Below are 25,636 nucleotides of genomic sequence, written 5' to 3'. Positions count from 1 at the left end.
AATGATCGCGATTGAAAATCTGTCCAAAAGCTTCACCCTGCACAACCAAGGCGCGGCGGTGATCCCCGTCATGTCGGGGGCGGCGCTGACCGTGGCCCCCGGCGAATGTGTCGGGCTGATCGGTGCCTCGGGGGCGGGCAAATCCACCCTGATGCGCATGGTCTGGGGCAATTACCTTGCCGCCTCCGGCTCCATCCGCGTCGGCACTCTGGATGTTGCAACCGCCGCCCCGCGCCAGATCATCCGGCTTCGCCGCGAAACCCTTGGCTATGTCAGCCAATTCTTGCGCGTCGTGCCGCGTGTGCCGACGCTGGATGTGGTGGCCGAACCCCTGCTGACCCTCGGGGTGACAAAGGACGCGGCGCGGGCGCGCGCCGCCAGCCTTCTGACCCGGCTGAACATCCCCGAACGGCTTTGGCCGCTGTCGCCCACCACCTTTTCGGGCGGCGAACAACAGCGCGTCAACATCGCGCGCGGCTTTGCGCACAGCTACCCCGCGCTGCTCTTGGATGAACCCACCGCCAGCCTCGATGCCACCAACCGCGAGGTGGTGCTGACCCTGATCGAAGAGGCCAAGGCCAAGGGCGCCGCCATCCTCGGCATCTTCCATGACGAGGCCGCGCGCGACCGGGTCTGCGACCGCGTGGTCGATGTGCGCGCCTTCACCCCAAAGGCCGCGTGATGCGGCTGTTTCTCGTCGTCGGCCCTTCAGGCGCGGGCAAGGATACGCTTTTGGCGGGTGCCATGGCGGCCGATCCGCGCCTGCATTGGGCGCGCCGCGTGATCACCCGCCCCGAATCCGCCGGGGGTGAACCCTTCGAAGGCGCGACCGAGGCAGAGTTTGCCGAGCGTCTGGCCCGGGGTGAGTTTGCCCTGCACTGGGACGCGCACGGCCTGCGCTACGGCGTGCCCTTCGCCGAACTGCCCCAAGGCCGTGATGTGATCGTGAACGGATCACGCGCCGCCATCCCGCAGGCGCTGGCCGCCTTTCCCACGCTCAAGGTCATCCACATCACCGCACCCGTGGCCATCCTCGCCGACCGGCTGGCCGCGCGCGGGCGCGAAAGCCGCGACGACATCGCGGCCCGCCTGTCGCGCGCCGATCTGTCCTTGCCCGCAAACCTGCCCGTCATCGAAATCGTCAATGACTCCAGCCCCGAAACCGGCGCCGCGCGCCTGCTTCAGGCGCTTAGGGCATAGCGGTCAAGCAGATGAAACCGCCCCTCCGCATCCTCGCCACACAGGCACAGATCCTCCAGCACGAAAGGCTGCGGGATCAGCCCGGCAAATTGCGCCTCCGCAGCGGCGCGGAGCAAGCTCGCCTCATCCGGATCAAGACGCCCGGAAAGCGTCAGATGGAACTGAAACTCCTCCATCACGTAAGGATAGCCATAGGCGGCCAAAAGCGCCCGCTGCCGCTCGGTCAGCCGATCCGGCCTGCGCCGGGCAATCTCGGCCTCGGTCAGCGGCGCACGAAACCGCTCCAACCCATCCACCACGCGGGCGGCGAGATGACTCAGGCCCTCGTCCGGCCCGGGCACCAGCGCCAGAAAGCCCCCCAGCAGCACCAGATCCAGCCCCGGCAACGTCACCGGGCGCAGGCTTTGTGCCAGATCCGCAACGCCCTGCGCCAGATCCCCGGGCACCACCCCGGGCGCAAGACGGAACGGCGGCTTGATCGTGCCGTGAAAGCCGTATTTGCGCGGCTCAGCCGTCAATGCGGCGATCCCCGGCACAGCGGGCTGCGCCACCGCGCAGCCGCGCGCCAGATCCCAGCCCAGCCAGCAAGCCGCCGCCTCGGCAAAAGCGCCCTCCCGGGGCGCATAGTAAATCGCAAAGCGTTTCATCCGGTCCATGCCTGTCCCTACCCCGCCAGTGTCACACCCCGGTGACACTTCCCTGCCATCTCCGCCCCCGACAAGAAGAAAGCGCATCCATGTCCGAAACCATCCTCGCCAATGCCACGCTGGTTCTGCCGTCCGAGGTGATCCACGGCGCCATCCGGCTGGAGAACGGCCAGATCACCGCGATTGATCCCGGCACATCCGTTCCCGCCGGGGCTATCGACTGTGCGGGCGATCTGGTGATGCCCGGGCTGATCGAATTGCACACCGACAATCTGGAACGCCACATCCAGCCCCGCCCCCGCGTGTCTTGGCCCCATGCCAGCGCCATCATCGCCCATGATGCCGAATTGGCCAGTGTGGGAATCACCACTGTCTTCGATGCGCTGCGGGTTGGCTCGGTCGTCTCGAACGAAAAGGCCAATTACGGCGAATATGCCCGGCAATTGGCCGATGAAATCCTTGCCCTGCGCCGCCAAGGCGCGCTGCGGATCAGCCATTTCCTGCATCTGCGGGCCGAGGTCTGTTCCGAAACCCTGATCGCGGAACTGGCGAAATTCGGCCCGGATGACCGCATCGGCATCGTCAGCCTGATGGACCACACCCCCGGCCAGCGCCAATTCCGCGACATGACGCAACTGCGCGCCTATGTCTGCGGCAAGCATGGCCTGTCGGATGATGAATTCGAAAGCCATGTCGCCGCGCAAAAGGCGCTGTCACAGCGGCTGGGCGCCGCGCATGAGGCCGCCGCCGTGGCCGAGGCCCGCCGCTTTGGCGCGGTGCTGGCCAGCCATGACGACACCACCGCCGCACAAGTTGCCATCTCGGCCCGTCACGGGGCGGAATTCGCCGAATTCCCCACCACGGTCGAGGCAGCACAGGCCTGCCGCGACCATGATATCCTTGTGATGATGGGCGCGCCAAACCTGATCCGGGGCGGCTCTCATTCCGGCAATGTCGCCGCCAAAACGCTGGCCGAAGCCGATCTGCTCGACATCGTCTCCTCCGATTATGTGCCATCGGCCCTGCTTTCGGCGGCCCTGATGCTGGGCGATCTCTGGGGCGATGTCGCGCGCGGCGTGCGCACCGTCACCAGCGCGCCGGGCCGCGCCGCCGGGCTGACAGACCGCGGCCAGCTCGCCCTTGGCGCCCGCGCCGATGTGATCCGCGTGGCACGCATCGCAGGCGCAACCACGCTGCGTGGCGTCTGGGTGCAAGGCCAACGGGTGGGCTAAGGCCCCCCAAAGGGGGCAACTGCTCTCAAACAAGGCGATAGGGGCCGATTTGCAACCTGAAAGGGTTAATCAAACAGGACCCAGCTTATCTTGGTTGCATCACGCGGGCCGAAGGCTCTATGCATGGGAATGGGTCTGCTTCACCGCACACCGCCAACCCTTCAACGAATGGGGACGCTCGTGAAAGGCATCGTATTCGTCGAATTGATCCGGATGGCCGAAACCGCGATCGGCGAAGACGCGGTTGACCAGATTCTCGACCAGTGCAACCTGTCCACCGATGGGGCCTACAGCACGGTCGGCAATTACCCGTGTTCCGAACTGATGCAACTGGTCGAAGCCCTCTCCAACCACACGGGCACCCCCCAGCAGGAACTTCAGCGCCTGTTCGGCAAATGGATGCACGAACATTTCGTGCACAGTTACCCGGCCTTTTTCGTGGACAAGCCCGATGCCCTCGCAATGCTCGCCGCGATCGAGGATGAGGTGCATGTCGAAGTCCGCAAGCTTTATCCCGATGCCGAATTGCCCCGCTTCGAGACCGAGCGGATGGGCAGCGATGCGCTGCGCCTGACCTACCGCTCCCCGCGCCCCCTGACCGATTTCTGTCAGGGTCTGGTCGAAGGGTGCGTAGATCATTTCGGCCAGCCTGCGGAAATCCGGCGGGAGTCCCTGCCCAACAGTGAAGAGCACGCCTGCGCCTTCACGGTCAATCTGCGCGGCTAAAGGCATCACATGACCGAGCGTCCCGCTACGCCGCCCCCCGCGAACACCGCTCCGGTCTCACGAAGCCGCTACGAGCGGGAAAAACGCGCCCGCTACGAAGCCGAACAGTTTCTCGAAGCCAAGAGCCGCGAGCTTTATCAGGCCAACAGCGCCCTGCGCAAACAGGCGGAATCGCTTGAAGATGCCATCCGGCAGCGCACCTCCGATCTTGAAGCCGCCCGGATCGAGGCCGAAGCGGCCAGTGCCGCCAAGTCCATCTTCCTCGCCACCATGAGCCACGAAATCCGCACCCCCCTCAACGGGGTGCTGGGCATGGCAGAGGCGCTCAATGACACGCCCCTCACGCCCGCGCAGCGCGACATGCTCGCCGTGGTGCTGCAATCCGGGCGCCTGCTGCAATCCGTCCTCAACGATATTCTCGACCTGTCCAAGATCGAGGCCGGAAAATACGACATCGAGGAAATCGCCTTCGACCTCAAAGAGGTCGTCCAGTCGGTCGAGGCGATGTTCAGCCTCAAGGCACAGGAAAAGGGCCTCGAATTCAAGATCTCCTTCGGCCCCGAAGCCGTCGGCTGGATTCGCGGAGACCCGAACCGACTGCGCCAGATTCTGGGCAACCTGATTTCCAATGCGATCAAGTTCACCAGCAAGGGCTCCATCCACGTTCTGGTCTCGGTGAATGTCGAAGGCGACGGCCACGAACTCGTGCTTGTGGTCAAGGACACCGGCAAAGGGATCTCCGAGGAAGAAAAGATCCGCCTGTTCAAACCCTATGTGCAAAGCAACCCGGCGATCTCGCGCGAATTCGGTGGCACCGGGCTTGGCCTCTCCATCTCGCGGCGCCTGTGTCAACTCATGCAAGGTGAACTCACCGTCACCAGCCGCGAAGGCCATGGCGCCACGTTCACCGCGCGCTTTCGCGTGACCCCCATCAACGCCCCGCAGGTGCTGCGGGCCGAAGACCCCGAGGAAGAGCTCAAACGCCTCTTGCGGGCCTGTCCGCGCCGCATTCTGGCCGCTGAAGACAACAAGACCAATCAACTCGTTCTGAAAAGCCTCCTCAACGGGCTCGATCTCACGCTCGACATCGTGTCAGACGGCAGTGCCGTGCTTTCGGCTTGGAACCAAGCCCCGCCAGACCTCATCCTGATGGACATTCAGATGCCGGTGATGAACGGGCTGGAGGCAACCGCCGCCATCCGCAGCGCCGAAACTCTGCGCAACCTCCGGCGCACGCCGATCATCGCCCTTTCGGCAAACATCATGCGCCAGCATGAGCTGGAATATCACGCGATCGGCATGGATGGCAGCGTGCCCAAGCCCTTCCGCAAGGAACAGCTCCTCTCCGCCATCGTCCATGCCTTCAAGCACGCTCCCACCGCTCCATCCTCACAAGGCGACTGAACCGCATCAGGCAGCCGCCTCTGTGGCGCGCCGTCTACGGTAAGGGCGCTGTCGCAAAGGCCTCGCGCAACAGGTTTTTCTGCACCTTGCCCATGGTGTTGCGCGGCAAGGCCGTCACGAAATGCACCTGCTTGGGGCGCTTGAACCGTGCAAGCCTGCCATCCAGCGCCGCAAGGATCTGCGCTTCGGTCAAGGCGGTCTCTCCCGTCGGCACCACGATGGCGGTGACCGCTTCGCCGAAATCCGCATCCGGCACGCCGATCACAGCCGCTTCCAGCACGCCGGGAATTGCGTCAATCTCGGCCTCAACCTCTTTGGGATACACGTTATATCCCCCCGTGATGATCAGATCCTTGCCGCGCCCCACGATGTGCAGATAGCCCTGCGCATCCATCCGCCCCAGATCCCCGGTGATGAAAAAGCCGTTCGTCCGCACCTCGGCCGCCGTCTTTTCCGGCATCCGCCAATAGCCCTTGAACACATTGGGGCCGCGCACTTCGATCATGCCGATCTCCCCTTGCGGCAAGGCCACGCCGGTGTCTGGGTCGGCAATCAGAACCTCCGTGCCCGGCAAAGGCAGACCGACCGTCCCGGCCACCCGCGCCCCGTCATAGGGGTTTGACGTGTTCATATTGGTTTCCGTCATGCCATAGCGTTCCAGAATGGCGTGGCCGGTGCGCATCTGCCACGCGCGATGGGTGTCGGCCAGCAAGGGCGCCGAGCCTGACACGAACAGCCGCATCCCCGCGCTGCGCGCCGCATCCAAAGCGGGCTTCTCAAGCAGGCGCACGTAAAAGGTGGGCACCCCCATCAGAACAGTGGCGCGCGGCATCAGATCAAGAATCTGATCCGCATCGAACTTGGGCAAAAAGATCATCGACGCCCCGGCGAACAGGGTGACGTTGATCGCAACAAACAGCCCATGCGTGTGAAAGATCGGCAAGGCATGGATCAACACATCGGCACGGCTGAACCGCCACGCGTCACACAAGACACGCGCGTTCGACACCAGATTGCCATGCGTCAGCATCGCCCCCTTGGACCGCCCGGTGGTGCCCGAAGTGTAAAGCAACGCCACCAGATCCTCTGGCCCTCTGTCCACCGTGACAAACTCTGTCGGCGCGGTGTCTGCGGCCATGGTCAGGCTGCCTTGCCCTTGCGCATCCAGCGTTTCGATCCGCGCCCCAACGCGCGTCGCAGCCGCGCCAAGCTCTTGCACCCGGGCCGGGTCGCAGATGAAAAGCCTGGGCTCGGCATCTTTCAGGAAATAGGCAACCTCCTGCTCTGTATAGGCGGTGTTCAAAGGCAGGAACACCGCACCCGCGCGGGCCGTGGCCAGATAAAGAATGACGGCCTCCACCGATTTTTCCACCTGCACCGCAACACGATCATCGGGCTTGACCCCGAATGACACCAGCGCATGCGCCACTTGCGCCGTGCGTTCCATCAACTGGCCGTAACTCAGCGCACCCCCCTCTGGCGTTTCGATCACGGGGGCAGCCGCGTCCGTCACCGACGCGGCAAGAAGGGCAAAGATGTTTGCGGTCATATCCAACTCTTGCAGACAGGGAAATCAGGGCGTGCCGGTCGCCAAAAGACTGCGGACACCCTCCGAGGCGGCCACATCGCTTCGCTCGGCAAAGCCCTCGTGATTGGCTTCGATCTGGTCCGGATCATACAGATAATTGACCATCAGCCCATAAGATTGCTTCACCCCCTTGGCAGAGATGTCGCCAAGGTGATTCAAACGCTCCAGCCGTGCGCCATTGCCCAAATGAAAGCGGGCCACCGGGTCCAGCACCTGCCGCGCCGCCCCTTGGGCCCGCAGGAAATAGCGGGCGGCACAGGCCAGAAGCGGCCCGCGCAAGGCTTCGGCCGTTGCGGGCCTTTCGTGCCAGCCGGGCTCGTCAAGCGCGGCAAAGATCTGGCGATGCTCGGGCCGGATATGGGCCGATGTCGCGGCCTTGCGCTCGGCATCCAGCCAAGCCGCGAAACCGGGCGCCGGGGAAAGCGTGACAAAGGTCTTGATGCCCGGCACATCCGCTTTCAACTCTTCCACCACCTGCTTGATCAGGAAGTTTCCAAAAGACACTCCGGCAAGGCCGCGCTGCGTGTTCGAGATCGAATAGAAAACCGCCGTATCGGCCTCTTCCGCGCGGATCGGCTGACGCGACAGATCAAGCACCCCACCGATGGAGGCAGGCACGTCTTTGGTCAGCGCGACCTCGACAAAGATCAGCGGCTCATCCACCAGTTGCGGGTGAAAAAACCCATAGCAGCGCCGGTCCACCGGATGCAGCCGATTGCGCAGATCGTCCCAGTTCTGGATCGCATGCACCGCCTCATAGCGGATGATCTTTTCAAGAATGCTGGCAGGCGTGTTCCAATCGATGTGGCGCAGGGTCAGAAAACCCCGGTTGAACCAAGAGGCGAACAGATGCGCGAAATCATGGTCGACCGACCGCAGATCGGGATGGCCGCGCATGTGCTGCAAAACATCTTCACGCATGCGCACCAAGGCGGCAGTGCCACCGGGGGCCAGGTTCAGACGGCGAAACAACTCCTGCCGGCGGGGTTCGGCGGCAGCATGCAAAGCCGCCAGCGCCTCGCGTGACTCCGGGTCTTGCGCGATGCGGGCCAGCGCCACCGCCACCGCCTGTGGATCGGGGCCAAAGGTGCGGGCCAGCGCCCTGAGAAAGGCAAGCCGCGCCTCCGGGTCGGCGTCCGCATAGGCCGCCAAAAGCGCACGGGCAAGGACCACACCCGATGCCTCGCCCCGGCGGGACAGCAGCTGTTGCCCCAGATCCGACAGGTCGGGCGTCTCCAACCCTTCGCGGTCGGCCCCTTCAGGCCAGCCCAGCAAGCGCCGACCACGTGTTGTCAGGGTTTCAAACAGATCCCCCAGAAATCCCGCGCCCGCGCCGCGTGCCCCCTGCAACCGCGCTGTGTCAGACAGCCGGACCATCACAGCCCCACCGCTGCGGCCAGATCGGGATCGCCGAACAACCGGTGCAAAGCGCCACCCGGATCGGATGCCAAGGCGACACGATGGCCGATCAAGGCCGTCAGCCGCCCTGTTGGGGTATAGGCGGGCCAGTCGACCTGCCCGCTTTGCACGAATGCGCTCACCAGCCGATGCATCCCATCTGCCGGTCGCCCGGGCAGGCTGTCATAGCGGCTGCGCTGCGCCCAAGTCGGGGAAAGATCGGCGGTGTGCAGCACCCGCCCGGCCAAAGGCCCCTGCGGCAACGGCAGATCAAAGCGATACACCCATGTTGCCGCGCCTTTGGCCGCATGCGCCTCCGCCAGTCGGGCCGAAGGAACATGATAACCTTCCGCCGCAAGAAGACGCGCGCGCAGCGCAGCCCGTGGCAGCTCGGGCCACAGTTGCGCCGCCTTTTCCGCGATGGCGGCCAGTCTCGCAGGGGTGAAATGCGCCAAGGTTTCGGCAGGCCAACCTGCGGCTTCGGCGGCGATGGCCAGATGCGGCGCATATTCGTCGCGCGTGGTGCCGATCAAAAGCGCGTGCCGCCCCCCCAAGTCCTGCCGGATGCCCGCCACGGGGTGCAGCGGCAGCACCGGCGTGCCGATGACCGGGCGAAAGGGAAAGCGCCGCCCTCCCTCCGCCAACAGCCGCGCCTGCACGGCCAGCAGCGCCGCCACAGGCAGGTGCAGCAACTCGCGCGCGGCAGACACACCGGCCAGCGCAAGAAAGCGGTGGGCCACCCGCTCTGCCTCCTCTGGGGTGTGAACACTGTCCCCCCCGCCGGATTGCAGGATCGCGGCCCGGAACAATCCTTTGGCCGTGGGCGCGGCCATAAGGGCCGCAATATTCTTGGCCCCGGCGGATTCGCCGCCCAGCGTCACCCGGGCGGGATCGCCCCCAAAGGCCGCCACATTGCGCTGCACCCAGCGCAGCGCCATCATCTGGTCCAGAAGGGCTGAATGCCCGCTCTGAGCATAGTCAGACCCAAGCTGGTCGCCCAAGGCCAGATAGCCCAGCGCGCCCAGCCGAAAGCCAACCGTCACACAAACGATGCCCGCTTTCGCAAAAGCCGCGCCATCATAGACTGGCCGCGCAGTGCCGCCGATGATCTGAGACCCGCCATGGAACCACACAAGCACCGGATGCGGGCCTTCGGCCTCGGGCGCCCAGACATTCAGATAAAGACAATCCTCGCTCTGTGGGCACACGGGCATGGCATCGGGATCGCCGGGAAAGAAGCCAGCGTCCGCCGGTTGCGGTGCCGCCGCCGCAAAACCCGTCGCGCGCCGCAGGCCCGACCATGCGGCAGGTGGCTCGGGCGGGCGAAACCGCAGCAAACCGACAGGCGGCGCCGCATAGGGAATCCCCAGAAATGACCGGACACCCCCCCTCAGCCGCCCGGCAAGCGTGCCCTCTTCGGTTTGGACAAAGGCAAGCGGATCGGCCTCAGGCTGCATCGCGGACCTGCGTGCCGTCAGGTGAAATGTCGAAATGGCAAGCAACCTTGTGCCCCTCGGCCACAGGCCGCAGTGCAGGGGTCACGGCGCGGCACGTCTCCGTGGCAAAAGGGCAGCGCGTGTGAAAGCGGCAGCCCGAAGGCGGCCGCAGCGGGCTTGGCACATCGCCCTTGAGCATCGTGCGGGTCTTGCGGACCTTCGGGTCCGGCACAGGCACCGCCGAAATCAGCGCGCGCGTATAGGGGTGGCGCGCGTCCCCAAACAACGCACGACGCTCCGCCAGCTCCACCACGCGGCCCAGATACATCACCGCAACCCGATGGGTCAGATGTTCGACAATCGCAAGATCATGGCTGATGAACACAAGGCTCAGCCCCGTGGCCTTCTGAATATCGCCCAAAAGGTTCACGACCTGCGCCTTGACAGACACGTCCAGCGCCGAAACCGCTTCGTCGCAGACAATCAGATCAGGCCTTGGCGCCAAGGCCCGCGCGATGGCGATGCGCTGACGCTGGCCGCCCGAAAACTCATGCGGATAGCGGTGCGCCGCATCGCGCGGCAAGCCCACCTGCTGCAACAGATCCCCGATCTGACGCTCCAACTCTGCCCGCGCATGGGCGATGCCAAAATTGCGCAAGGGCTCGGCCAGACTGTCGAACACGGTCAGACGCGGGTTCAGGCTGGAATAGGGGTCCTGAAACACCATCTGCACCCGCTTGCGAAACGCTTTCAGCGCCGCGCCGCGTTGCCCGTTCACCCGCGCACCCTCCAGCAGAATATCCCCGGCGGTCGGCACCTGAAGCTGCACGATGGCCTTGCCAAGCGTGGATTTCCCGCAGCCGCTTTCGCCCACGATCGACAAGGTTTCCCCGCGCGCAAGGCTCAGGCTCACATCATCCAGCGCATGCACCGTTGCCTTCGGACGGCCGAACAGATCCGGGCTCAGCGGGAAATGCTTGGTCAGCCCCCGCAAGTCCAAAAGCGCGCTCATGGGTGATCTCCGTCAGGAACAAGATGGCAAGAAACCGCGTGCCCCTGCGTGATCGGGCGCAACTGCGGGCGCTCTGATCGGCACCGCTCTTGCACCAGCGGGCAGCGGCCCGCAAAGGCGCAGCCCATGATGGCGCTGCGCAGGCTTGGCACCTGACCGGCGATTTCCACCAGCCGCTCCGGCGCCGCAGGGTCCAGCGAAGACCCAAGACGCGGCACCGTGGCCAGCAGGCCCCGTGTGTAAGGATGCAAGGGCCGGGCAAACAGCGCCTCGGTGGTGGCCTCTTCCACGGTGCGGCCCGCATACATCACGATCACGCGGTCCGCGACCTCGGCCACCACGCCCAGATCATGCGTGATCAGGATGATCGCGGTCCCCGTGCGCTTTTGCAGATCGGCCATCAGATCAAGCACCTGCGCCTGAATCGTCACATCCAGCGCCGTGGTCGGCTCATCCGCGATCAAAAGACGGGGCGAGCAGGCAAGCGCCATCGCGATCATCACCCGTTGCCGCATACCCCCTGAAAGCTGGTGGGGGTATTCATCCACCCGCCGCTCCGGCGCCGGAATGTCCACAAAGCGCAACATCTCTATGGCCTTGGCCCGTGCCTCCTGACGGCTCAGCCGCTGGTGCAGCGTCAGCGTCTCGGCAATCTGGCGACCGACCGTCAGCACCGGATTCAACGAGGTCATCGGTTCCTGAAAGATCATCCCGATCTCATTGCCCCGGATCGCGCGCATCGCCTGTTCGGGAAGCCCCAACAGATCGGTGCCCCGAAACCGGATCGCGCCGGCGTTCCGCGCCACCTCTGCAGGCAGCAACCGCATGATCGAAAGCGAAGTCACGGATTTCCCCGATCCGCTTTCACCGACAATCGCCAAGGTCTCGCCTTCCTCCACGGAAAAGCTCACATCCTCCACCGCGCGGATCGCGGTGCCGTCCGGCGCGCGAAAATGCGTCCGCAGGTTTTCAACGTCCAGCAAGGCCATGATTTACCCCCTCTTGCCCGCGCGCGGGTCAAAGGCGTCACGCAGCCCGTCCCCCAGAATGTTCACCGCCAGCACCGTCAGCGACAGAAAGACCGCCGGAAAGAAAATCATATGCGGCTTGATCTGCCACAGGGCGCGCCCTTCCGACATCACGGTGCCCCAGCTTGGCACCGATGGCGGCGTCCCCGCACCGATAAAGGACAGCGCCGCCTCGGTGATCATCGCGGCCGAGCAGATATAGGTGGATTGCACGATCACCGGGCCCAGCGTGTTGGGCAGGATATGACGCCAGATCACCATGGGCAGGGCCGTGCCCGCCACGATGGCCCCATCGACATAAGGCTGTTCGCGGATCGACAGCACAAGCCCGCGCACCAGCCTGCTCATCCGGGGAAACTCGGCGATGGAAATGGCCAAGATCACATTCAAAACCGATCCCCGCATCAGCGCCATCAGCGCCACAGCCAAAAGGATCGGCGGAATCGACATCAGCCCATCCATGATCCGCATGATCGGGGCGTCCAGCGCGCGCACCGCTCCGGCCACCAAACCCGTGGCCAGCCCCAAGATCGTGGCGCAAACCGCCACGGCAACGCCCACCATCAACGAAACCTGCGCCCCATAAAGCACGCGCGAATAAAGATCACGCCCCAGCGCATCGGTGCCAAACCAGAACTCGGCCGAAGGCGCACGGTTGCGCTTGGCCGGGGCGATGGCATTGGGGTCAACGGTGCCAAGCCATTGCGCCGCCACGGCCATCACCACGATGACCAAAAGCAGACCGCCTCCAATCACGATCGACGGATGGCGCCGCGCAAGGGCAACCCAAGGATGGCGGCGTTTGACAGGGGGAAAAAGATCTGGCGCGGCAGAAACCTGCGGCGGAAGCGATGAAGCGGCCATCAGTAGCGCACCCTCGGATCAAGAATGGTGTAGCTGAGATCGATCAGCAGGTTGATCAGCACATAGGTCAGGCTGAACATCAAAATGACGCCCTGAATCACCGGATAATCGCGCCGCAAGATGGCATCGACCACCAGTCGCCCGATGCCCGGGATGGCAAAGACCGTCTCTGTCACCACCGCGCCGCCGATCAGCAACGCGATGCCAACACCAATCACGGTGACGATCGGCACCGCCGCATTCTTCAACGCATGCAGAAACAGCACCTGCATCGTCCCCAGCCCCTTGGCACGGGCGGTGCGGATGTAATCCTGCGACAGCACGTCGATCATCGCGGTGCGGGTGATCCGCGCGATCAAGGCAATGTAAACGCCCGACAGCGCCACCGCCGGCAAGATCAGATTGGCCAGAAACGGGCGGAAGCCTTCGGCCAAGGGGGTGTATCCTTGCACGGGCAGCAGGTTGAGCCGCACCGAAAACACATAGGCCAGCAGGTAGCCGATCACGAACACCGGGACCGAAAACCCCATCACCGCCATCGCCATCACCGCCCGGTCGATCCAGCCGCCTTGCCGCGCCCCGGCCAGAACCCCCATCGGCACCGCGATCAGCACCGACAGCGCCACCGTCAGCAGCATCAGCGACAGGGTCGGCTCCAGCCGCTGTGCGATCAAGGTGGTCACAGGCAGGTTCGAAAAGATGGACGTGCCCAGATCGCCCTGCACCACCTGCCAGCTCCAGTTCCAGAAACGCACCAGAAACGGCTGATCCAGCCCAAGCGATCTGCGCATCGCCTCAATCTGCTCGGGCGTGGCCTGATCCCCCGCGATCAGCGCCGCCGGATCTCCGGGCGCAAGATACAGCAGGCTGAAAACAAAGAGCGCGACAAAGATCATGACCGGAATCGTGGTCAAGAGCCGCCGCAAGACAAACGTCAGCATCGGTCGGATTTCCTTTTGGGCGATGGTCGCAAGGAAGGGGCCACAGGCGGCAAACGGCCTGCGGCCCTGTCCAGATCACTCTCGGCCGATGTTCCAGTAAACCGGAGCCGGGGTGGCAAGGATGCCTTGCAGGTCCGAGCGGGCCGCCCGGATCTGATATTGCACGATCAACGGCACATAGGGGACGGTCTCCAAGGCCTTGGCCTGAACCTCCTCGGCGATCTGCTGGCGCGCCGTCAGATCCGGGGCCTCGCCATAGGCTTCGCGCAGCGTCTCGATCGTGGCATCGCAGGGCCAACCGAACCACGCGCCCTCGCAATTTGACCGCAAGCCAAGGTGGCTGTTGGGCACCATGAAGTCGAGCCCGCCGGGACCCGAGATAAAGATCGACCAGCCGCCGTTGCTGACAGGCTCCTTGCTGGTGCGGCGGGTCACCACGGTCGCCCAGTCCATCGCCTGCACATCCACGGTAAACCCTACCGCTTCCAGCTGCTGTTCCGCCACAAGACTGGCCGGGTTGATCTGCGCATTCTCGGCCGCATTCAGAATGACAACCGGAGTGCCATCATAGCCTGCCTCTTGCAGCAGGGCCTTGGCCTGCTCCAGATCGGGCGCCGGGAAGCCAGCTTCGGTGTAAACCGGCGACGAGCACACATAGAAAGACCGGCAGATCTTGGCCAAACTGTCGTCACCGCTGGCCATCGCATCCAGATAATCCTGCGGATTGGTCGCAAGCAAAGCCGCCTGCCGCACCTTGGGATTGTCAAACGGCGGAACCAAAGAGTTCAGACGCATCTGCTGCGCCACGCCGATCTCGTCTTGGTTCGAAATGACCACATCGGGCGACATCTGGGCCAAGGGGATCAGATCTGTCGGAATGTCTTCGGCAATGTCCAACTCGCCTTGCTTAAGCGCATCCAGCGCCGTTTGCTGGTCGGGCAGGATCAGCCATTCCACACGGTCAACCTTTGCGACCTTGCCACCGGCAAGGCCAGAGGCAGGCTCAGCCCGCGGCACGTAATTCGGGTTCTTGGTAAAAACCAGCTTCGACCCCGGAATCCACGCCTCCTTGACAAAGACGAAAGGCCCCGACCCGGTCTGATCGGTGACCGGCTGATCCGCGGCAGCCGCCGCAATCACCCGCGCGGGCAGGATAAACGGCACCGGCGCGCCGGGCTTGCCCAAGGCTTCAAGCACCAGCCCCCATGGCCGATCCAACCCCAGCGTGAAGGTCCGGTCATCGACCTGCGTCCAGACGGCCCCGCGCGCGCTCAGCGCCTGCCCCATCGCATCCGCCTTGGCCCAGCGTTCCAGCGAGGCGATCACATCGGCCGAGGTCACAGGCGCCCCATCGCTGAACGCCAAACCTTCGCGCAGCGTAAAGGTCCAAAGCTTGCCATCCTCCGATGTGCTCCAGCTCTCCACCATCTGGGGCTGCACCGTCAAAGACTCATCCACCGCAAACAAGGTGTCATAGATCATGTAGCCGAAATTGCGGGCGATCGAATCCGCCGCAATCGTCGGGTCCAGAACCTTCACATCCCCCGAAGGCTTGACCCGCAAAACCGTTTCGGCCAGCGCCGGGCTCAGGCTGAACACCAGCCCAGCCGCAAGGACGGGTCCAAAGACCCGGGATTTCCATTTCATGCTTTCCTCCCTTTTGCCGCCCCGCGTGGCGGCCTCTACTCTCGCGCGTCCTCAGTGGTCAGAACTTCGTCAGGTGCTGTTGCGCGCGCTCCTCCCCGCCGGACGAAACTGTGTGAAGCCAAGGCCAGGCCGGTCGCCGGTTCGCGCCCAAAGTTGGCCGGTGCCAAGGTCAGCTCGATATGCGCCGCGCCTCCCAAAAGCGCTTGGCCGATGGCATCCAGCAAAAGCGCGCGGTCTTCCTCGGGCAAGGCACCCGTCCAGCCGGTCACCACGACCCGATTGCTGCGGCTCACATTCAGCGCGTTGCCGATGGCCAACCCCAGACGGAACAGCCGCTCCCCGATGTCGCGCTTGGCCTTTGCACTGATGCGGAACTCATGGATCCACTGATCGCCCCGCGCGATCAGATCCGCCTCCGCCACGCCCAGCACGTCGGCCAAGGCCGCACTGGACAACAGCGTTTCAAGGCATCCCCGATGGCCACAGCGGCACAGGTTGCCTTTCGGCTCCACAACCATATGGCCCAGCTCACAGGCCTCGACCGAACCGCCGTCGGCGAAATCCTCCACAAAGGCCGCGCCGACCCCGTGGCCGGTATAGACAAACAGATAAGGATCGGTGCGGATCTTGTTCGCTTCATGCAAGCGATACGCCACCGCCCGCGTCACCATCGAATTGGCAACCGTCACAGGCACGCCGGGCAAGGCCTGTGTCAGCCGCTGCAACAGGCGCGCGGCATCAAGCGCGATGATCGGGTTCACCGTCTGGCCGCTGTGAAACCCCGGGATGGACACCGCCGCCTGATCAATCACCACGTCGCGGCGCTGCACCCAGCGCGCCAGATCCGTGATGGCAACCCCGATCGTGGCCTCCACCGCCCCCGCATCGGCACCATCGGGCAGGCTGTGATGTTCCGAAAACACGATGTCGCCGCCCAGCGACCCCACCGCCACATGAATCCGGCTGTTCGACACCTCAAGCGCCGCGACATAGATAGACTTACTCAATGTAAGAAAAGCGCTTGGGCCACCTTGATACGGCGCGATGCGGCGCGATTCCTCGATCACGCCCTCCGCCTTCAACTCGGCAATGATCCGCGAGACGCTGGCCTCGGTCAGGCCGACATTTCTTGAGATATGCGTGCGAAACGACCCGCTTTGGCACCAGATGTGCCCCAGAACGGCGGTTCGCGTATCGCTACGGCTTCGTGGCTTGCGCATGTCGTCTCTCCCTGATTCTTACTATATGTAATTATGACTCCAAGTCAACGCCCCCGCCCGGCCCGACACATCTCACGCCCCCCCAAAGAAGCGCCGATCTGACATCGGGAAACCAAAACCTGTTCCGGCAGACGCGGCCCATGGCACGCACCAGCCCGCCCGCGCCCTCGCAAAACGCCCCCTTGCGCCTGCACAAACACCCCACCACCGCCCGGCATCGGATCGCATCTCCCCCCAGCGCAGCCCCCCACAGATCGCCAACCCACCTGCAACCAACAGCGCGCCAAAGGCTCTGGCCCCCACTGAGCCGCGCCACAACCGCGCTCACCATCACGCCAAGCCTCAGGCGCCCTGCACCGCCCTGCGCCTTGCCCCCGCCCCCCCCATTGCTTCCGTCCATCGCCCCGTATCTCCCCCCCGGAGCCTCTGACAAACTCTCCCGCAGTCGCCATCGCGAGCCCCGCCCTGCGCCGGCCCCCGCGCTGTCGGACCTTTACCGGGGGAAGACCTCAACCTTGTCCGAGTCTTAGAACCAGCCCGCCCTGCAGCCGTAGGCGACGGAGTTGCTGCGGGACTTGATCCCCAAGGTTCGGATGGCGCCGGACTGGGCGGCATCCGGTTTTCATCACATTGAACTTGTTGGGGGTCTTACCGAGACCCTGTCGCCCCGTGCTCCGGACATGACAAAGCCCCGACGGTTGGTCGGGGCTGGTGTCAGAGTTAGGCTGGTATTTTTGGTTGCGGGGGCGCGATCTGCGAACTGTTTCGCAGTATCAGAAGCAATCATCACGCCTAGAGACTCGTTCGCAAGCTAGGGAGCTTGAGATACTGCAATGCAGCGAGATGTTCAGTCCCAGCATCTGGTGGATCGGGTAGAGGATCAATCGATCCGGCCCTGATGTCCAGATTTTGCAGATGTATTCGCTGAGGGAACGAGGGCTGCAGGGCATAAAGGCAATCATCCAGCGGCAGCAGCGTGTGCCTTCGGAGGGCGACGACTGCCGCCTCTTCTGGCTCGGTGAGAACCGTCGATCGCGGTTCCGTCGGCCCGGTCTTGAGGTCCTCGACCGTCGCCCGCTTGCGTCACTAAGCTACCGTCTTGGGGTTGATGCCTAGCGCCCGGCTCAGCTGCGCGAGCGAAGCTTGCGATCGCTGTGTTGCTGCTCTGACGGCATGAGTGGTCGTAGCGCTCCCGTGACGAACTTGTCCCATACTGCTTCCTTCCATTGCTGAGAAAAGATCGCACCATCAAACCGTGGGATCAAATACCTAAGCATGCAGAACGGTAAATCGGATGCAGCGCGCACTATGGTGCCAATCATCCTCTCTGATCCAAGAGGTCGTAATTGCGCCATCGGCCCGCCTGTAGGCCTAGTATCGGGCGCTCTTTACGGACGCTGGCGGTTGTCCAAGTGAAGCGAGGCCCTGATCGCGCTGTGCACCAGCGACGGTGATACACTGATCGAGAAAGATCCAACTTAGCGCAAGAAATGCCAGCCAACGCGCGATTCCATAGATCAAGGGCCGCATGAAGGCCGATTTCTGTCCCAGGAAATTGCAAAGCAAACACTGCGATAGCAATGGTGTCGGCCATAAGGGCGGAATTTCAGCCTTCGCTCCAATGCTCACCCGCAAGCGAGCGGTTGAGATCCAACATGGCCGACATGGCTTTATGTGCGGCGTCAGGATCGCGGGCGCAGATTGCCTCGGCAACGGCAAGATGGCCATCCCGGCTGACCTGATCATTCTCTGGATTGGCAACCCCGAACTCATAAGACACGCGCAGCATCGTCAAAATGATCTGCCGCATTTGCCTCATGACGCTGTTGTGCGTCATGTCCAGTAAGGTGACGTGAAATTGGCAGTCCGCAATGAAAAGACGCTCCAGATCGACTTGACCGGGATGTATGGCGTTTGCCGCCGCCAAAAGCTTCTGCGCTTGCGCGGCCGTGCCACGCCGGGCAGCAAGAGCGGCCGCCGCGGGCTCTAGAATAGCGCGTAACTCAGTGGTCTCCGCAAAGATCCGTTTGATCCGCGGATGTGTCGATTCGTGCCAAGAAACCACATCGCCATCGAGCAGGTTCCATTCCTCGATAGGACGCACGCGTGTTCCATAGCGCCGAGCGGTCCGAACCAGCCCCTTGCCTGACAGCACTTTAACGGCATCGCGGACAGTCGCACGGCTGACACCCAAGGATTGCGCCAGCTCTTCCTCGGTCGGCATCACCATTTCCTGAGCATAGATATCATTCGCAATCCTCCGGCCCAACACCTCAACGGCCTGCTTGGCTGCGCCAGTGGGAAGCGCTGTTCCGAATTCTGTCGGGATACGGAACTCCAGGTTGGGTTTCTGCGGCAGGTCTTGCGTCGAAGTATCGATGTTCACGCGCGCGCCCCTCTTTACATGTGATCTAGAAATGTGCAGTCTAGATTATATGTAGAGCCATTTGGCCTACTCTGGCAACGCCTGGCGGCATGCCCCAAGACTTTGCGCCTGCGGACCCAGATCAACGGAGGAGGAGGATCTGATGATAACGAAACGCACAGTTTGTGCGGCCATGATGCTGGCCGCGACTTTTGCCTTTGGGGCAGCCCATGCGCAAAGCACAGAAATCAAGTTCGGGATTGGCATGCCCGAAGGCGACAGCCCGGAATATCAGGCGCTTTCCCGGTTCAAGGAATATGTCGAGTTCAAGAGCAACGGCGAAATGACCGTGCGCTTGTTCCCGGGCAACCAACTGGGCAGCGAGCGCGAGATGATCGAAATGGTCCAGCAAGGCAGCTTGGAAATGACCTTTCCCGCCGACGGGGCCATGGCCGGATTTTACGCACCGATGCAGGTGTGGTCGATACCTTACATCTTTGAATCGGCTCCCATCGCCTGGAACGTCATGCAGAGCGATTTTGCCAAGCGGATGAAGGACGACATTCTGGCTACCACCGGCATTCGCGCGCTGGCGTTTTCGCAGAATGGCTTTCGGTCTTTCACAAACAATGTGCGCCCACTCGTAACCCCGCAAGACATGGCCGGGTTGAAGATCCGCACGATGGAAAGCCCTGTCTACATGACAATGGTGAACGCGCTCGGGGCGACGGCGGTGCCGATTGCCGGGTCAGAGGTGGTGATGGCGCTGCGGCAAGGTGTGGTGGATGGCCAAGAGAACCCGCCGGCAGTTGTCTTCAATGGCGGACATGGTGAGGTGCAAGAGTACTTCACACTCAACGAACACACCTTTGGCCTGCATGTGATCATCGCCAACAACGATTGGTTCACCTCGCTGTCCCCAAGTCAGCAGCAGATCATCAAGGACGGCGCCGAGATGATGGCAAGCACCGAAAACCTGCTCAAGACGGAAGGCGACTGGAAATACAGCCGTCGGCTTGTCGAAGAGATGGGCATGACCATTCATGTCTCGACTCCCGAGGAAAAGGCAGCCTTCAAGGAAATCGCGCAGCCGCCGGTGATGGCCTTCATCCGTGAAAGCGTGGGCGATCAAGTTGTTGATGATCTGATCGCTGCGGTCGATGCGGCAAAGGCCGACCTTTACGGGAACTGACCTTTCAGAACGACGGTCCGGGCAAAAGACGTGCGCCGGGCCGTCGGTGGCTTTTGCCGATCTTGATCAAGACGGCAGCTTAGGGAGCAAGCAGAAGTGTTTACCGCCACACGAGCCGCGCGAGGCATCGCGCGAACCACCGAGATTGCCGCGTGTCTTCTGATGATCGTGGTCACCCTTCTGAATCTGACACAGGTCGGCGGGAGATACATGTTCAACATCGGTTTCAATTGGACCGAGGAAGTGATGCGTTTCTCCATGATCTGGCTGATGATGCTGGGGAGTGTGGCCTGCATCTTCCGCGCCGAGCATATGGGCATTGAAGCGTTGGAAGCCATGGTCGCGCCGCACCTGTCGCGATACGTCAAATCAGCCCTGTATTCAGTGGCTGGAATCTTCTGTGTGGTCATTCTCGTCTACAGTTACCCACTGGCCTTGCGCAATGCAGCACAGACCGCGCCCGCATCGGGCATATCGATGATCTGGCCCTATGCCGCTCTTCCAGTCGGATCTGCCCTGATGTTGGTGCAGATCGCCCTTAGCTGGTTTTCAGGCTTTGAACAAAATGACGGCCGGACTGTCCCTGCCGTGACAGAACCATCAGACGGAGGGCGCATCTGATGTTTGCGGTCGCAATCCTTGGAATTGGCCTTTTGCTGGTTGGCGTGCCCGTCGCCTTTGCGCTTGGTCTCGCTGGAATGCTTGGCGTCTGGATGTCGGGTCTGCCACTGAGCGTCACCGCCACACGGTTGTTCACAGGCGTCGACAGTTTTGTCTTTCTGGCAGTGCCATTTTATATCCTTGCCGCCGAGATCATGAGTGCTGGCGGAATAACGACGCGGCTCATCACCATCGGCTCAACCTTGACCAGCTGGCTGCGGGGCGGCACCGCCTTTGCCAATATCGGGACATCCGTGATGTTCGCGGGCATCTCGGGCTCTGCGGTCGCCGATGCCGCCGCACTGGGGCGCGTATTTATCGATGAAATGCCCAAAGAAGGCTACACGCGTGAATATTCTGCGGCTGTGACCGCCGCCTCGTCGATCATCGGTCCGATCATCCCCCCCTCGGGCCTTGCAATCCTCATGGCAGCCGTCACGGGGCTCTCGGTCATCGATCTATTCCTTGCGGGCATCCTGCCGGGCCTATTGGTGGCGGGGGCCTGCGCAGCGGTTGTCGCTATCGATGCGCTGCGGGGCCGCTTGCCAAAGCCGCGCCGGGCTTCGTTCAAAAAGGATGGCGTATGGCGGATGATCTTTGAAACGGTGGCGGTTCTGACGCTTCCGGCCATCATCATCGGCGGTATGCTGGCCGGGATCTACACGGCAACCGAAGGCGGCGGCATTGCCGTGGCCTATGCGATCTTTTTGTCGATGATCGTCTTTCGTGTGATGACCTTGCGTGGATTGTGGATTGCATTTTTGCGCGCCGCGCGCACGTCCGCCAGCATCTACCTGCTGGTGGCTGCGGCTACAATTCTGTCCTACGCGCTGAACATCTTGGGCATTTCGTCATTGGTCTCCACGATGACGAGCGTTTTCGCCGATAGCCCGGTGCTGTTTCTGTTTGCTGTGGCGGCCTTGATGCTGGTTCTGGGCACCTTTCTTGATATCGGCGCCGCCATTCTGATCTTCGCGCCGCTAATCATGCCTGTCGTCAACGGGCTGGGCATCGACCCGCTGCAAGCCTGCATGGTCATCATGCTGACGCTGGCGATGGGGCTGCTGACTCCTCCAGTGGGGGTGGTTCTCTTCGTCGTGATGCGCGTTGGCGGAATCGGCATGCTGCCCCTGATCCAAGCTCTCGCCCCTTTCCTTTTGGCACAACTCGCCGCGATTGCGCTGCTGTGCCTTGTTCCTGAAATCTCAAGCTTTCTTCCAAAGCTGTTGAACTGAGTGAAACGAGAAGACCAGATGAAGATTACCGGCATCCGCACCATTGTCGTGAACGCGATCCACAGAAACTGGATCTTTGTGAAGGTTGAAACTGACCAGCCCGGCCTTTACGGTTGGGGGGAGGCGACACTGGAATGGAAGACCCGCGCCGTTCTGGGCGCAATCGAAGATCTGGAACAGTTTGTCATCGGACAAGATCCGCGTCGGATTGAGCATATCTTTGCAAGAATGACCAAATTCAGCTTCTGGCCGCTCGGCTCGATTGGCCTGACAGCTGTCTCGGCGATCGATCAGGCATTGTGGGACATCAAGGCCAAGGATTTGGGCGTGCCCGTCTGGCAATTGCTGGGGGGGCAAGTGCGCGACAAGGTGCGCGTTTACACACATTTGCGCCGCGCCAAGATCGGGGCGCAGATCGGCACCGAAGACATCGGTGCTTTTTGTGCTGCTGTCGAAGAGACGCTCGCCATGGGCTACAATGCGATCAAGCTGGGGTTCGTGCCCTACTGCGCCTATGAGGCGACTGTGCCCGAGCTTTTGCATGTGGAAAAGGTTGCCAGTGCCGTGAGAGATCGGGTTGGGGCAGAGGTGGCCATCATGACCGATTTTCACGGCCGCCCCGCATCGCCTGAGGTGGCAAAGGCCTATATCGATGTCATCGCGCCAATCCGCCCACTCTTTATAGAAGAACCGATCCAACCGGGTAACGCGGCCTCTATGGCAGGCTTGGCACGCCGCGTTGCCTGTCCGCTGGCGACAGGGGAAAGGCTCTTCACCCCGCGCGAGTTTGCCGAATTGGCCGAGTTGCAAGCGGTCGCACATATTCAGCCAGATCTAAGCCATTGTGGCGGGCTGACCGGAGGCCGGAAAATCGCTGCCATTGCCGAAGCGGGTCAAATGGGCATCGCTCCCCACAATCCGATGGGCCCTGTGGCGGGTGCCGTCGCACTGCATTTCGATGTCGCCACCCCTAACTTTCTGATTCAGGAAGAAGCGGTTGGCCTGGTGCCGTGGTTCGACGAGATTTTTGACCACCCGATGCGTCTGGTCGATGGCTGTTGGGAGGTTCCACAGGCAGTCGGTTTTGGCATCGAGATCAACGAAGACGCCGCCGCGCGACATCCTTTCGCGCCGGAAATTGTGCCTGCACTGGATGCCATCCTACCTGACGGCACCATCGCGCATTGGTAAGCTCGAAAGCGACACGTCTCACCAAGGGGAAAGAGGACATGGACGGAACATTGCTCGGGCGGGTCTGGAGTCCAGATGCCGCCGGCCCTTCGGTTGTCACCGTGAGGGAGGGGCGCGTAATAGACATCACCACGCGCGCGGCACCCTTGGTGCGCGACATCTGCGAAATGGACGATCCGTCGGGCTATGTAAGAACGGCCGAAGGTCGCGATCTTGGCACGCTGGAGGACCTTCTGGCTGCACCTGTGGGGGATGCATCGCGCCTCCATTTGCTTGCGCCTTGTGACCTGCAAGCGGTCAAGGCCTGCGGTGTCACCTTTGCTGGCTCGATGGTCGAGCGGGTGATCGAAGAGCGCGCCAGCGGCGATCCGGCCCGCGCCGAGACGATCCGCGCCCGCGTGGGCGCGGCCATCGGCGACAGCCTGCGCAACATCGTGCCCGGATCACCCGAAGCAATGGCCGTGAAAACCGCGCTGATCGCGGAAGGGCTGTGGAGCCAGTATCTTGAAGTCGGCATCGGCCCCGATGCCGAGGTGTTTTCCAAGGCGCAGGTGTTGTCTTCCGTGGGCCACGGCGCCGAAATCGGGCTGCACCCGATCTCCAAATGGAACAATCCGGAACCCGAAATCGTGCTGGCCGTGTCCTCTCGCGGGCAGATCGTCGGCGCGACGCTTGGCAACGATGTGAATCTGCGCGATGTCGAGGGCCGTTCGGCCTTGTTGCTGTCAAAGGCCAAGGACAACAACGGGTCTTGCGCGATCGGGCCATTCATCCGTCTGTTCGACACGGACTTTTCGCTTGATGACGTGCGCAAGGCTGAGTTGTCCTTGCGCGTGGAAGGCACGGATGGTTTCGTTCTGGAAGGCCATTCCTCGATGTCGCAGATCAGCCGCGACCCCGAGGATCTGGTGGCGCAGACGATCGGGCGGCACCATCAATATCCGGATGGGCTGATGTTGTTCTTGGGCACACTGTTCGCCCCCACCAAGGACCGGGGCGAAGCCGGGGCAGGGTTCACCCATCATCTGGGGGATGTGGTGACCATCTCTGCGCCAAGCCTTGGGGTGCTGCGCAACACCGTCACGCTGTCCACCCTCTGTGCAGAGTGGACCTTTGGCACTCGCGCCTTGATGACCAACTTGGCGAAACGCGGTTTGTTGTGAAATCAACATCGTTGCATTGTCAAATCGTGTCTGAGCTTCAATAGCCCGGAAGACGAACAATCATAAGCAAACGCACCTGCTTCTCTGCCGCGAATGATCGGCAGGGCCTAGGGAAAGCGACCATCCAGCCAAAGGATAGTGCTTATGCAAGTTTGGCAGTCAGGACACAGTTTTGACCACCCGCTAGGTTTGGAGCGCCCCAACGTCGCAGTCGCCCTTGTCTAACATCACCCTTGGCGCATGGATCAGTCCATGGTCGGTCATCACGGGCCAGAACCCACAGGTAACCATTCTTCGTTTTACGTGCCCCCAGTTCGAAGACCCGGAATTAGGTATTGGTGATGAAGAGCTTGATCGATCGCTTTAGAACCGCCATCAACGCGTCGTAAGTGCACTCATTTGTGAGCATAAACTGGCTCTCAACATTAGAGTAATGTTGCAGCCGAACAAACCCATCTCGGCGGTATGTGACTGGCTCAAGATCAGCTTTAGATCGTATGACAAGCTCCGTGACATTGGTCGCTGGCTATTCGGTCACGGCCCCCAACCGCGAAACCTGCCAAGCGCTGGGATGCCCCTTCCGCAAATGCACTGCCGCCAACTGGAACCCGCTTTGCGGCCATGACTTCGGTGTGTCGATCAGCAGCAGTTCGGCAATCCCGAAGCCAAACTGGTCAAGATCACGAAGCCTTGCCTTCGTTGTCATGTTCACAATCGGCGCAAGCCAAACAATGTTATCGGCGACGGTCATCGCGTGACGGGTGAACTCTCTCAGGCGCGACCAAGGCGGATTGGTGATAATCCAGTCAACCGGCCGCTTCCACTCAAGAAAATCAAGCCCCTCCGCCAGCTCGCACCAGTGATGGCTCAGGTTTGCTGGGAACTGATCAAAGAACGCTCCTTGGCCACGCGCGGGATCCAAGATGCTGCCATAAAGCTGTTCCGAAAAGTGCGTAATGATGGCGCCGGCCTGCGGCGCTGGTGTCATGACCAAATCCCGCGCCGGCGCATTTTTTGCCGGCACAAGACCTCTCACCCGCACATCAACTTGTTTGCGAAGCAATTCACGAACACCAAGAACTGTCAAAACCGCCGACAGAATGGAGACGCTGCCCGAGAGGTCCTTTTCAAGGGCAATGATGCTCGGGCGTGAGCACCCTGCCCTCTCGGCCAAGAATGCCTGACTAAGTCCTCTCGTCCGACGTATTGCCGCAAGCAGTGCAGCCGGATCCTGATCCTGCTGCGCCCACCCCCAATCCAAGCCCAGCACGCGCATGCAGCGGCGCATTGTCTGAAGATTGCCTTGACCCCGCTCCAAGGCCCTTACGGTAGGAATGCTGATACCGATTTCTTCGGCAAGATCACCCTGCGTCATTCCTCGGGAACGCCGAATTTGTGCAATCAGGGGGATTGAAGGCATGTAAGAATTGCTTGCTATTGCAGGGTCAACTTTACAAAGGAATATTGACATTTAGACGCGAATGAAA

The 25,636-nt window shown here is 62.2% G+C and carries 22 protein-coding genes and 1 pseudogene; 10 read left to right on the top strand and 13 right to left on the bottom strand.

The features are described from left to right. Window position 1: 1 nt before the first annotated feature. Together phnL and phnN are read left to right on the top strand one after the other, a co-directional pair. The gene (phnL, locus tag CUR21_RS13595; RefSeq protein ID WP_100197609.1) at window positions 2–682 is read left to right on the top strand and encodes a phosphonate C-P lyase system protein PhnL; all 681 of its coding nucleotides are present in this window, start codon (window positions 2–4) and stop codon (window positions 680–682) included. After that, window positions 682–1,200, top strand: coding sequence for a phosphonate metabolism protein/1,5-bisphosphokinase (PRPP-forming) PhnN (gene phnN / locus CUR21_RS13590; protein ID WP_100197608.1), 519 nt, complete (start codon window positions 682–684; stop codon window positions 1,198–1,200). The genes phnL and phnN overlap by 1 nt, the downstream gene beginning before the upstream one ends. Here phnN and CUR21_RS13585 read toward each other — a convergent pair. Continuing rightward, entirely contained in the window at window positions 1,182–1,856 is a 675-nt protein-coding gene (locus tag CUR21_RS13585) for a DUF1045 domain-containing protein (RefSeq protein WP_100197607.1), read from the bottom strand. The genes phnN and CUR21_RS13585 overlap by 19 nt on opposite strands. Window positions 1,857–1,936: 80 nt before the next feature. Here CUR21_RS13585 and CUR21_RS13580 point away from each other — a divergent pair, with 80 nt between their 5' ends. From CUR21_RS13580 to CUR21_RS13570, 3 genes are all read left to right on the top strand, one after another. Then, window positions 1,937–3,079: an alpha-D-ribose 1-methylphosphonate 5-triphosphate diphosphatase gene (locus CUR21_RS13580; protein WP_100197606.1), complete on the top strand. Its 1,143-nt coding sequence runs from the start codon at window positions 1,937–1,939 to the stop codon at window positions 3,077–3,079. Between the two features lie 180 nt (window positions 3,080–3,259). Further along, window positions 3,260–3,805 (top strand): heme NO-binding domain-containing protein, encoded by a 546-nt coding sequence (locus CUR21_RS13575; RefSeq protein ID WP_100197873.1) that lies wholly within the window; start codon window positions 3,260–3,262, stop codon window positions 3,803–3,805. Window positions 3,806–3,814: 9 nt separating this feature from the next. After that, window positions 3,815–5,209 carry an ATP-binding protein gene (locus CUR21_RS13570; protein ID WP_100197605.1) on the top strand — a complete coding sequence of 465 codons (1,395 nt, stop codon included), beginning with the start codon at window positions 3,815–3,817 and terminating at the stop codon, window positions 5,207–5,209. Between the two features lie 34 nt (window positions 5,210–5,243). Here the strand turns inward: CUR21_RS13570 and CUR21_RS13565 are convergent, their stop codons facing one another. The 11 genes and pseudogenes from CUR21_RS13565 to CUR21_RS13515 all read right to left on the bottom strand — a co-directional run bounded on the left by CUR21_RS13565 (window position 5,244) and on the right by CUR21_RS13515 (window position 18,729). Then, window positions 5,244–6,758 carry a malonyl-CoA synthase gene (locus CUR21_RS13565; RefSeq protein WP_100197604.1) on the bottom strand — a complete coding sequence of 505 codons (1,515 nt, stop codon included), beginning with the start codon at window positions 6,756–6,758 and terminating at the stop codon, window positions 5,244–5,246. A 24-nt stretch (window positions 6,759–6,782) separates the two neighbouring features. Then, a complete protein-coding gene (locus tag CUR21_RS13560; RefSeq protein ID WP_100197603.1) occupies window positions 6,783–8,174 on the bottom strand; it encodes a malonyl-CoA decarboxylase in 1,392 nt (463 codons plus the stop codon). Further along, complete coding sequence (locus CUR21_RS13555; RefSeq protein WP_100197602.1) at window positions 8,174–9,652, bottom strand: carboxylesterase/lipase family protein; 1,479 nt, start codon at window positions 9,650–9,652, stop codon at window positions 8,174–8,176. Before CUR21_RS13555 ends, CUR21_RS13560 begins: the two co-directional genes overlap by 1 nt. Then, the gene (locus tag CUR21_RS13550) at window positions 9,642–10,643 is read right to left on the bottom strand and encodes an ABC transporter ATP-binding protein (protein WP_100197601.1); all 1,002 of its coding nucleotides are present in this window, start codon (window positions 10,641–10,643) and stop codon (window positions 9,642–9,644) included. Before CUR21_RS13550 ends, CUR21_RS13555 begins: the two co-directional genes overlap by 11 nt. After that, a complete protein-coding gene (locus CUR21_RS13545) occupies window positions 10,640–11,632 on the bottom strand; it encodes an ABC transporter ATP-binding protein (protein WP_100197600.1) in 993 nt (330 codons plus the stop codon). Before CUR21_RS13545 ends, CUR21_RS13550 begins: the two co-directional genes overlap by 4 nt. Before the next feature lie 3 nt (window positions 11,633–11,635). Then, window positions 11,636–12,535, bottom strand: coding sequence for an ABC transporter permease (locus tag CUR21_RS13540; protein WP_100197599.1), 900 nt, complete (start codon window positions 12,533–12,535; stop codon window positions 11,636–11,638). After that, on the bottom strand, window positions 12,535–13,476 hold the full coding sequence (locus tag CUR21_RS13535) for an ABC transporter permease (RefSeq protein ID WP_100197598.1): 942 nt from the start codon (window positions 13,474–13,476) through the stop codon (window positions 12,535–12,537). The genes CUR21_RS13540 and CUR21_RS13535 overlap by 1 nt, the downstream gene beginning before the upstream one ends. 75 nt (window positions 13,477–13,551) lie before the next feature. Further along, the gene (locus CUR21_RS13530; RefSeq protein WP_100197597.1) at window positions 13,552–15,123 is read right to left on the bottom strand and encodes an ABC transporter substrate-binding protein; all 1,572 of its coding nucleotides are present in this window, start codon (window positions 15,121–15,123) and stop codon (window positions 13,552–13,554) included. A gap of 35 nt (window positions 15,124–15,158) precedes the next feature. After that, a complete protein-coding gene (locus CUR21_RS13525) occupies window positions 15,159–16,343 on the bottom strand; it encodes an ROK family protein (protein WP_100197596.1) in 1,185 nt (394 codons plus the stop codon). A 927-nt stretch (window positions 16,344–17,270) separates the two neighbouring features. Beyond that, window positions 17,271–17,555 (bottom strand): annotated as a pseudogene (locus tag CUR21_RS18910) (IS481 family transposase); the annotation flags it as partial. Window positions 17,556–17,949: 394 nt separating this feature from the next. Next, complete coding sequence (locus tag CUR21_RS13515; protein WP_100197595.1) at window positions 17,950–18,729, bottom strand: FadR/GntR family transcriptional regulator; 780 nt, start codon at window positions 18,727–18,729, stop codon at window positions 17,950–17,952. A 142-nt stretch (window positions 18,730–18,871) separates the two neighbouring features. On the opposite strand from CUR21_RS13515, the gene CUR21_RS13510 reads away from it, so the two are divergent. From CUR21_RS13510 to CUR21_RS13490, 5 genes are all read left to right on the top strand, one after another. Then, window positions 18,872–19,900 carry a TRAP transporter substrate-binding protein gene (locus tag CUR21_RS13510; protein WP_232622804.1) on the top strand — a complete coding sequence of 343 codons (1,029 nt, stop codon included), beginning with the start codon at window positions 18,872–18,874 and terminating at the stop codon, window positions 19,898–19,900. A gap of 96 nt (window positions 19,901–19,996) precedes the next feature. After that, window positions 19,997–20,521 (top strand): TRAP transporter small permease, encoded by a 525-nt coding sequence (locus CUR21_RS13505; protein ID WP_100197593.1) that lies wholly within the window; start codon window positions 19,997–19,999, stop codon window positions 20,519–20,521. Continuing rightward, complete coding sequence (locus CUR21_RS13500; protein ID WP_100197592.1) at window positions 20,521–21,795, top strand: TRAP transporter large permease; 1,275 nt, start codon at window positions 20,521–20,523, stop codon at window positions 21,793–21,795. Before CUR21_RS13505 ends, CUR21_RS13500 begins: the two co-directional genes overlap by 1 nt. A gap of 18 nt (window positions 21,796–21,813) precedes the next feature. After that, entirely contained in the window at window positions 21,814–22,986 is a 1,173-nt protein-coding gene (locus tag CUR21_RS13495) for an enolase C-terminal domain-like protein (RefSeq protein ID WP_100197591.1), read from the top strand. 38 nt (window positions 22,987–23,024) lie between these two features. Then, a complete protein-coding gene (locus CUR21_RS13490) occupies window positions 23,025–24,149 on the top strand; it encodes a fumarylacetoacetate hydrolase family protein (protein ID WP_100197590.1) in 1,125 nt (374 codons plus the stop codon). Between the two features lie 526 nt (window positions 24,150–24,675). Here the strand turns inward: CUR21_RS13490 and CUR21_RS13485 are convergent. Beyond that, window positions 24,676–25,569, bottom strand: a complete 894-nt coding sequence (locus CUR21_RS13485) for a helix-turn-helix transcriptional regulator (protein ID WP_255413789.1) — start codon at window positions 25,567–25,569, stop codon at window positions 24,676–24,678. Window positions 25,570–25,636: the final 67 nt, after the last annotated feature.

It is taken from the genome of Pseudorhodobacter sp. MZDSW-24AT (assembly GCF_002794355.1).
Classification (GTDB): Bacteria; Pseudomonadota; Alphaproteobacteria; order Rhodobacterales; family Rhodobacteraceae; genus Pseudotabrizicola.
Note: the sequence above shows the minus strand (reverse complement) of the source record. Positions and strands in the feature narration are given on the sequence as shown.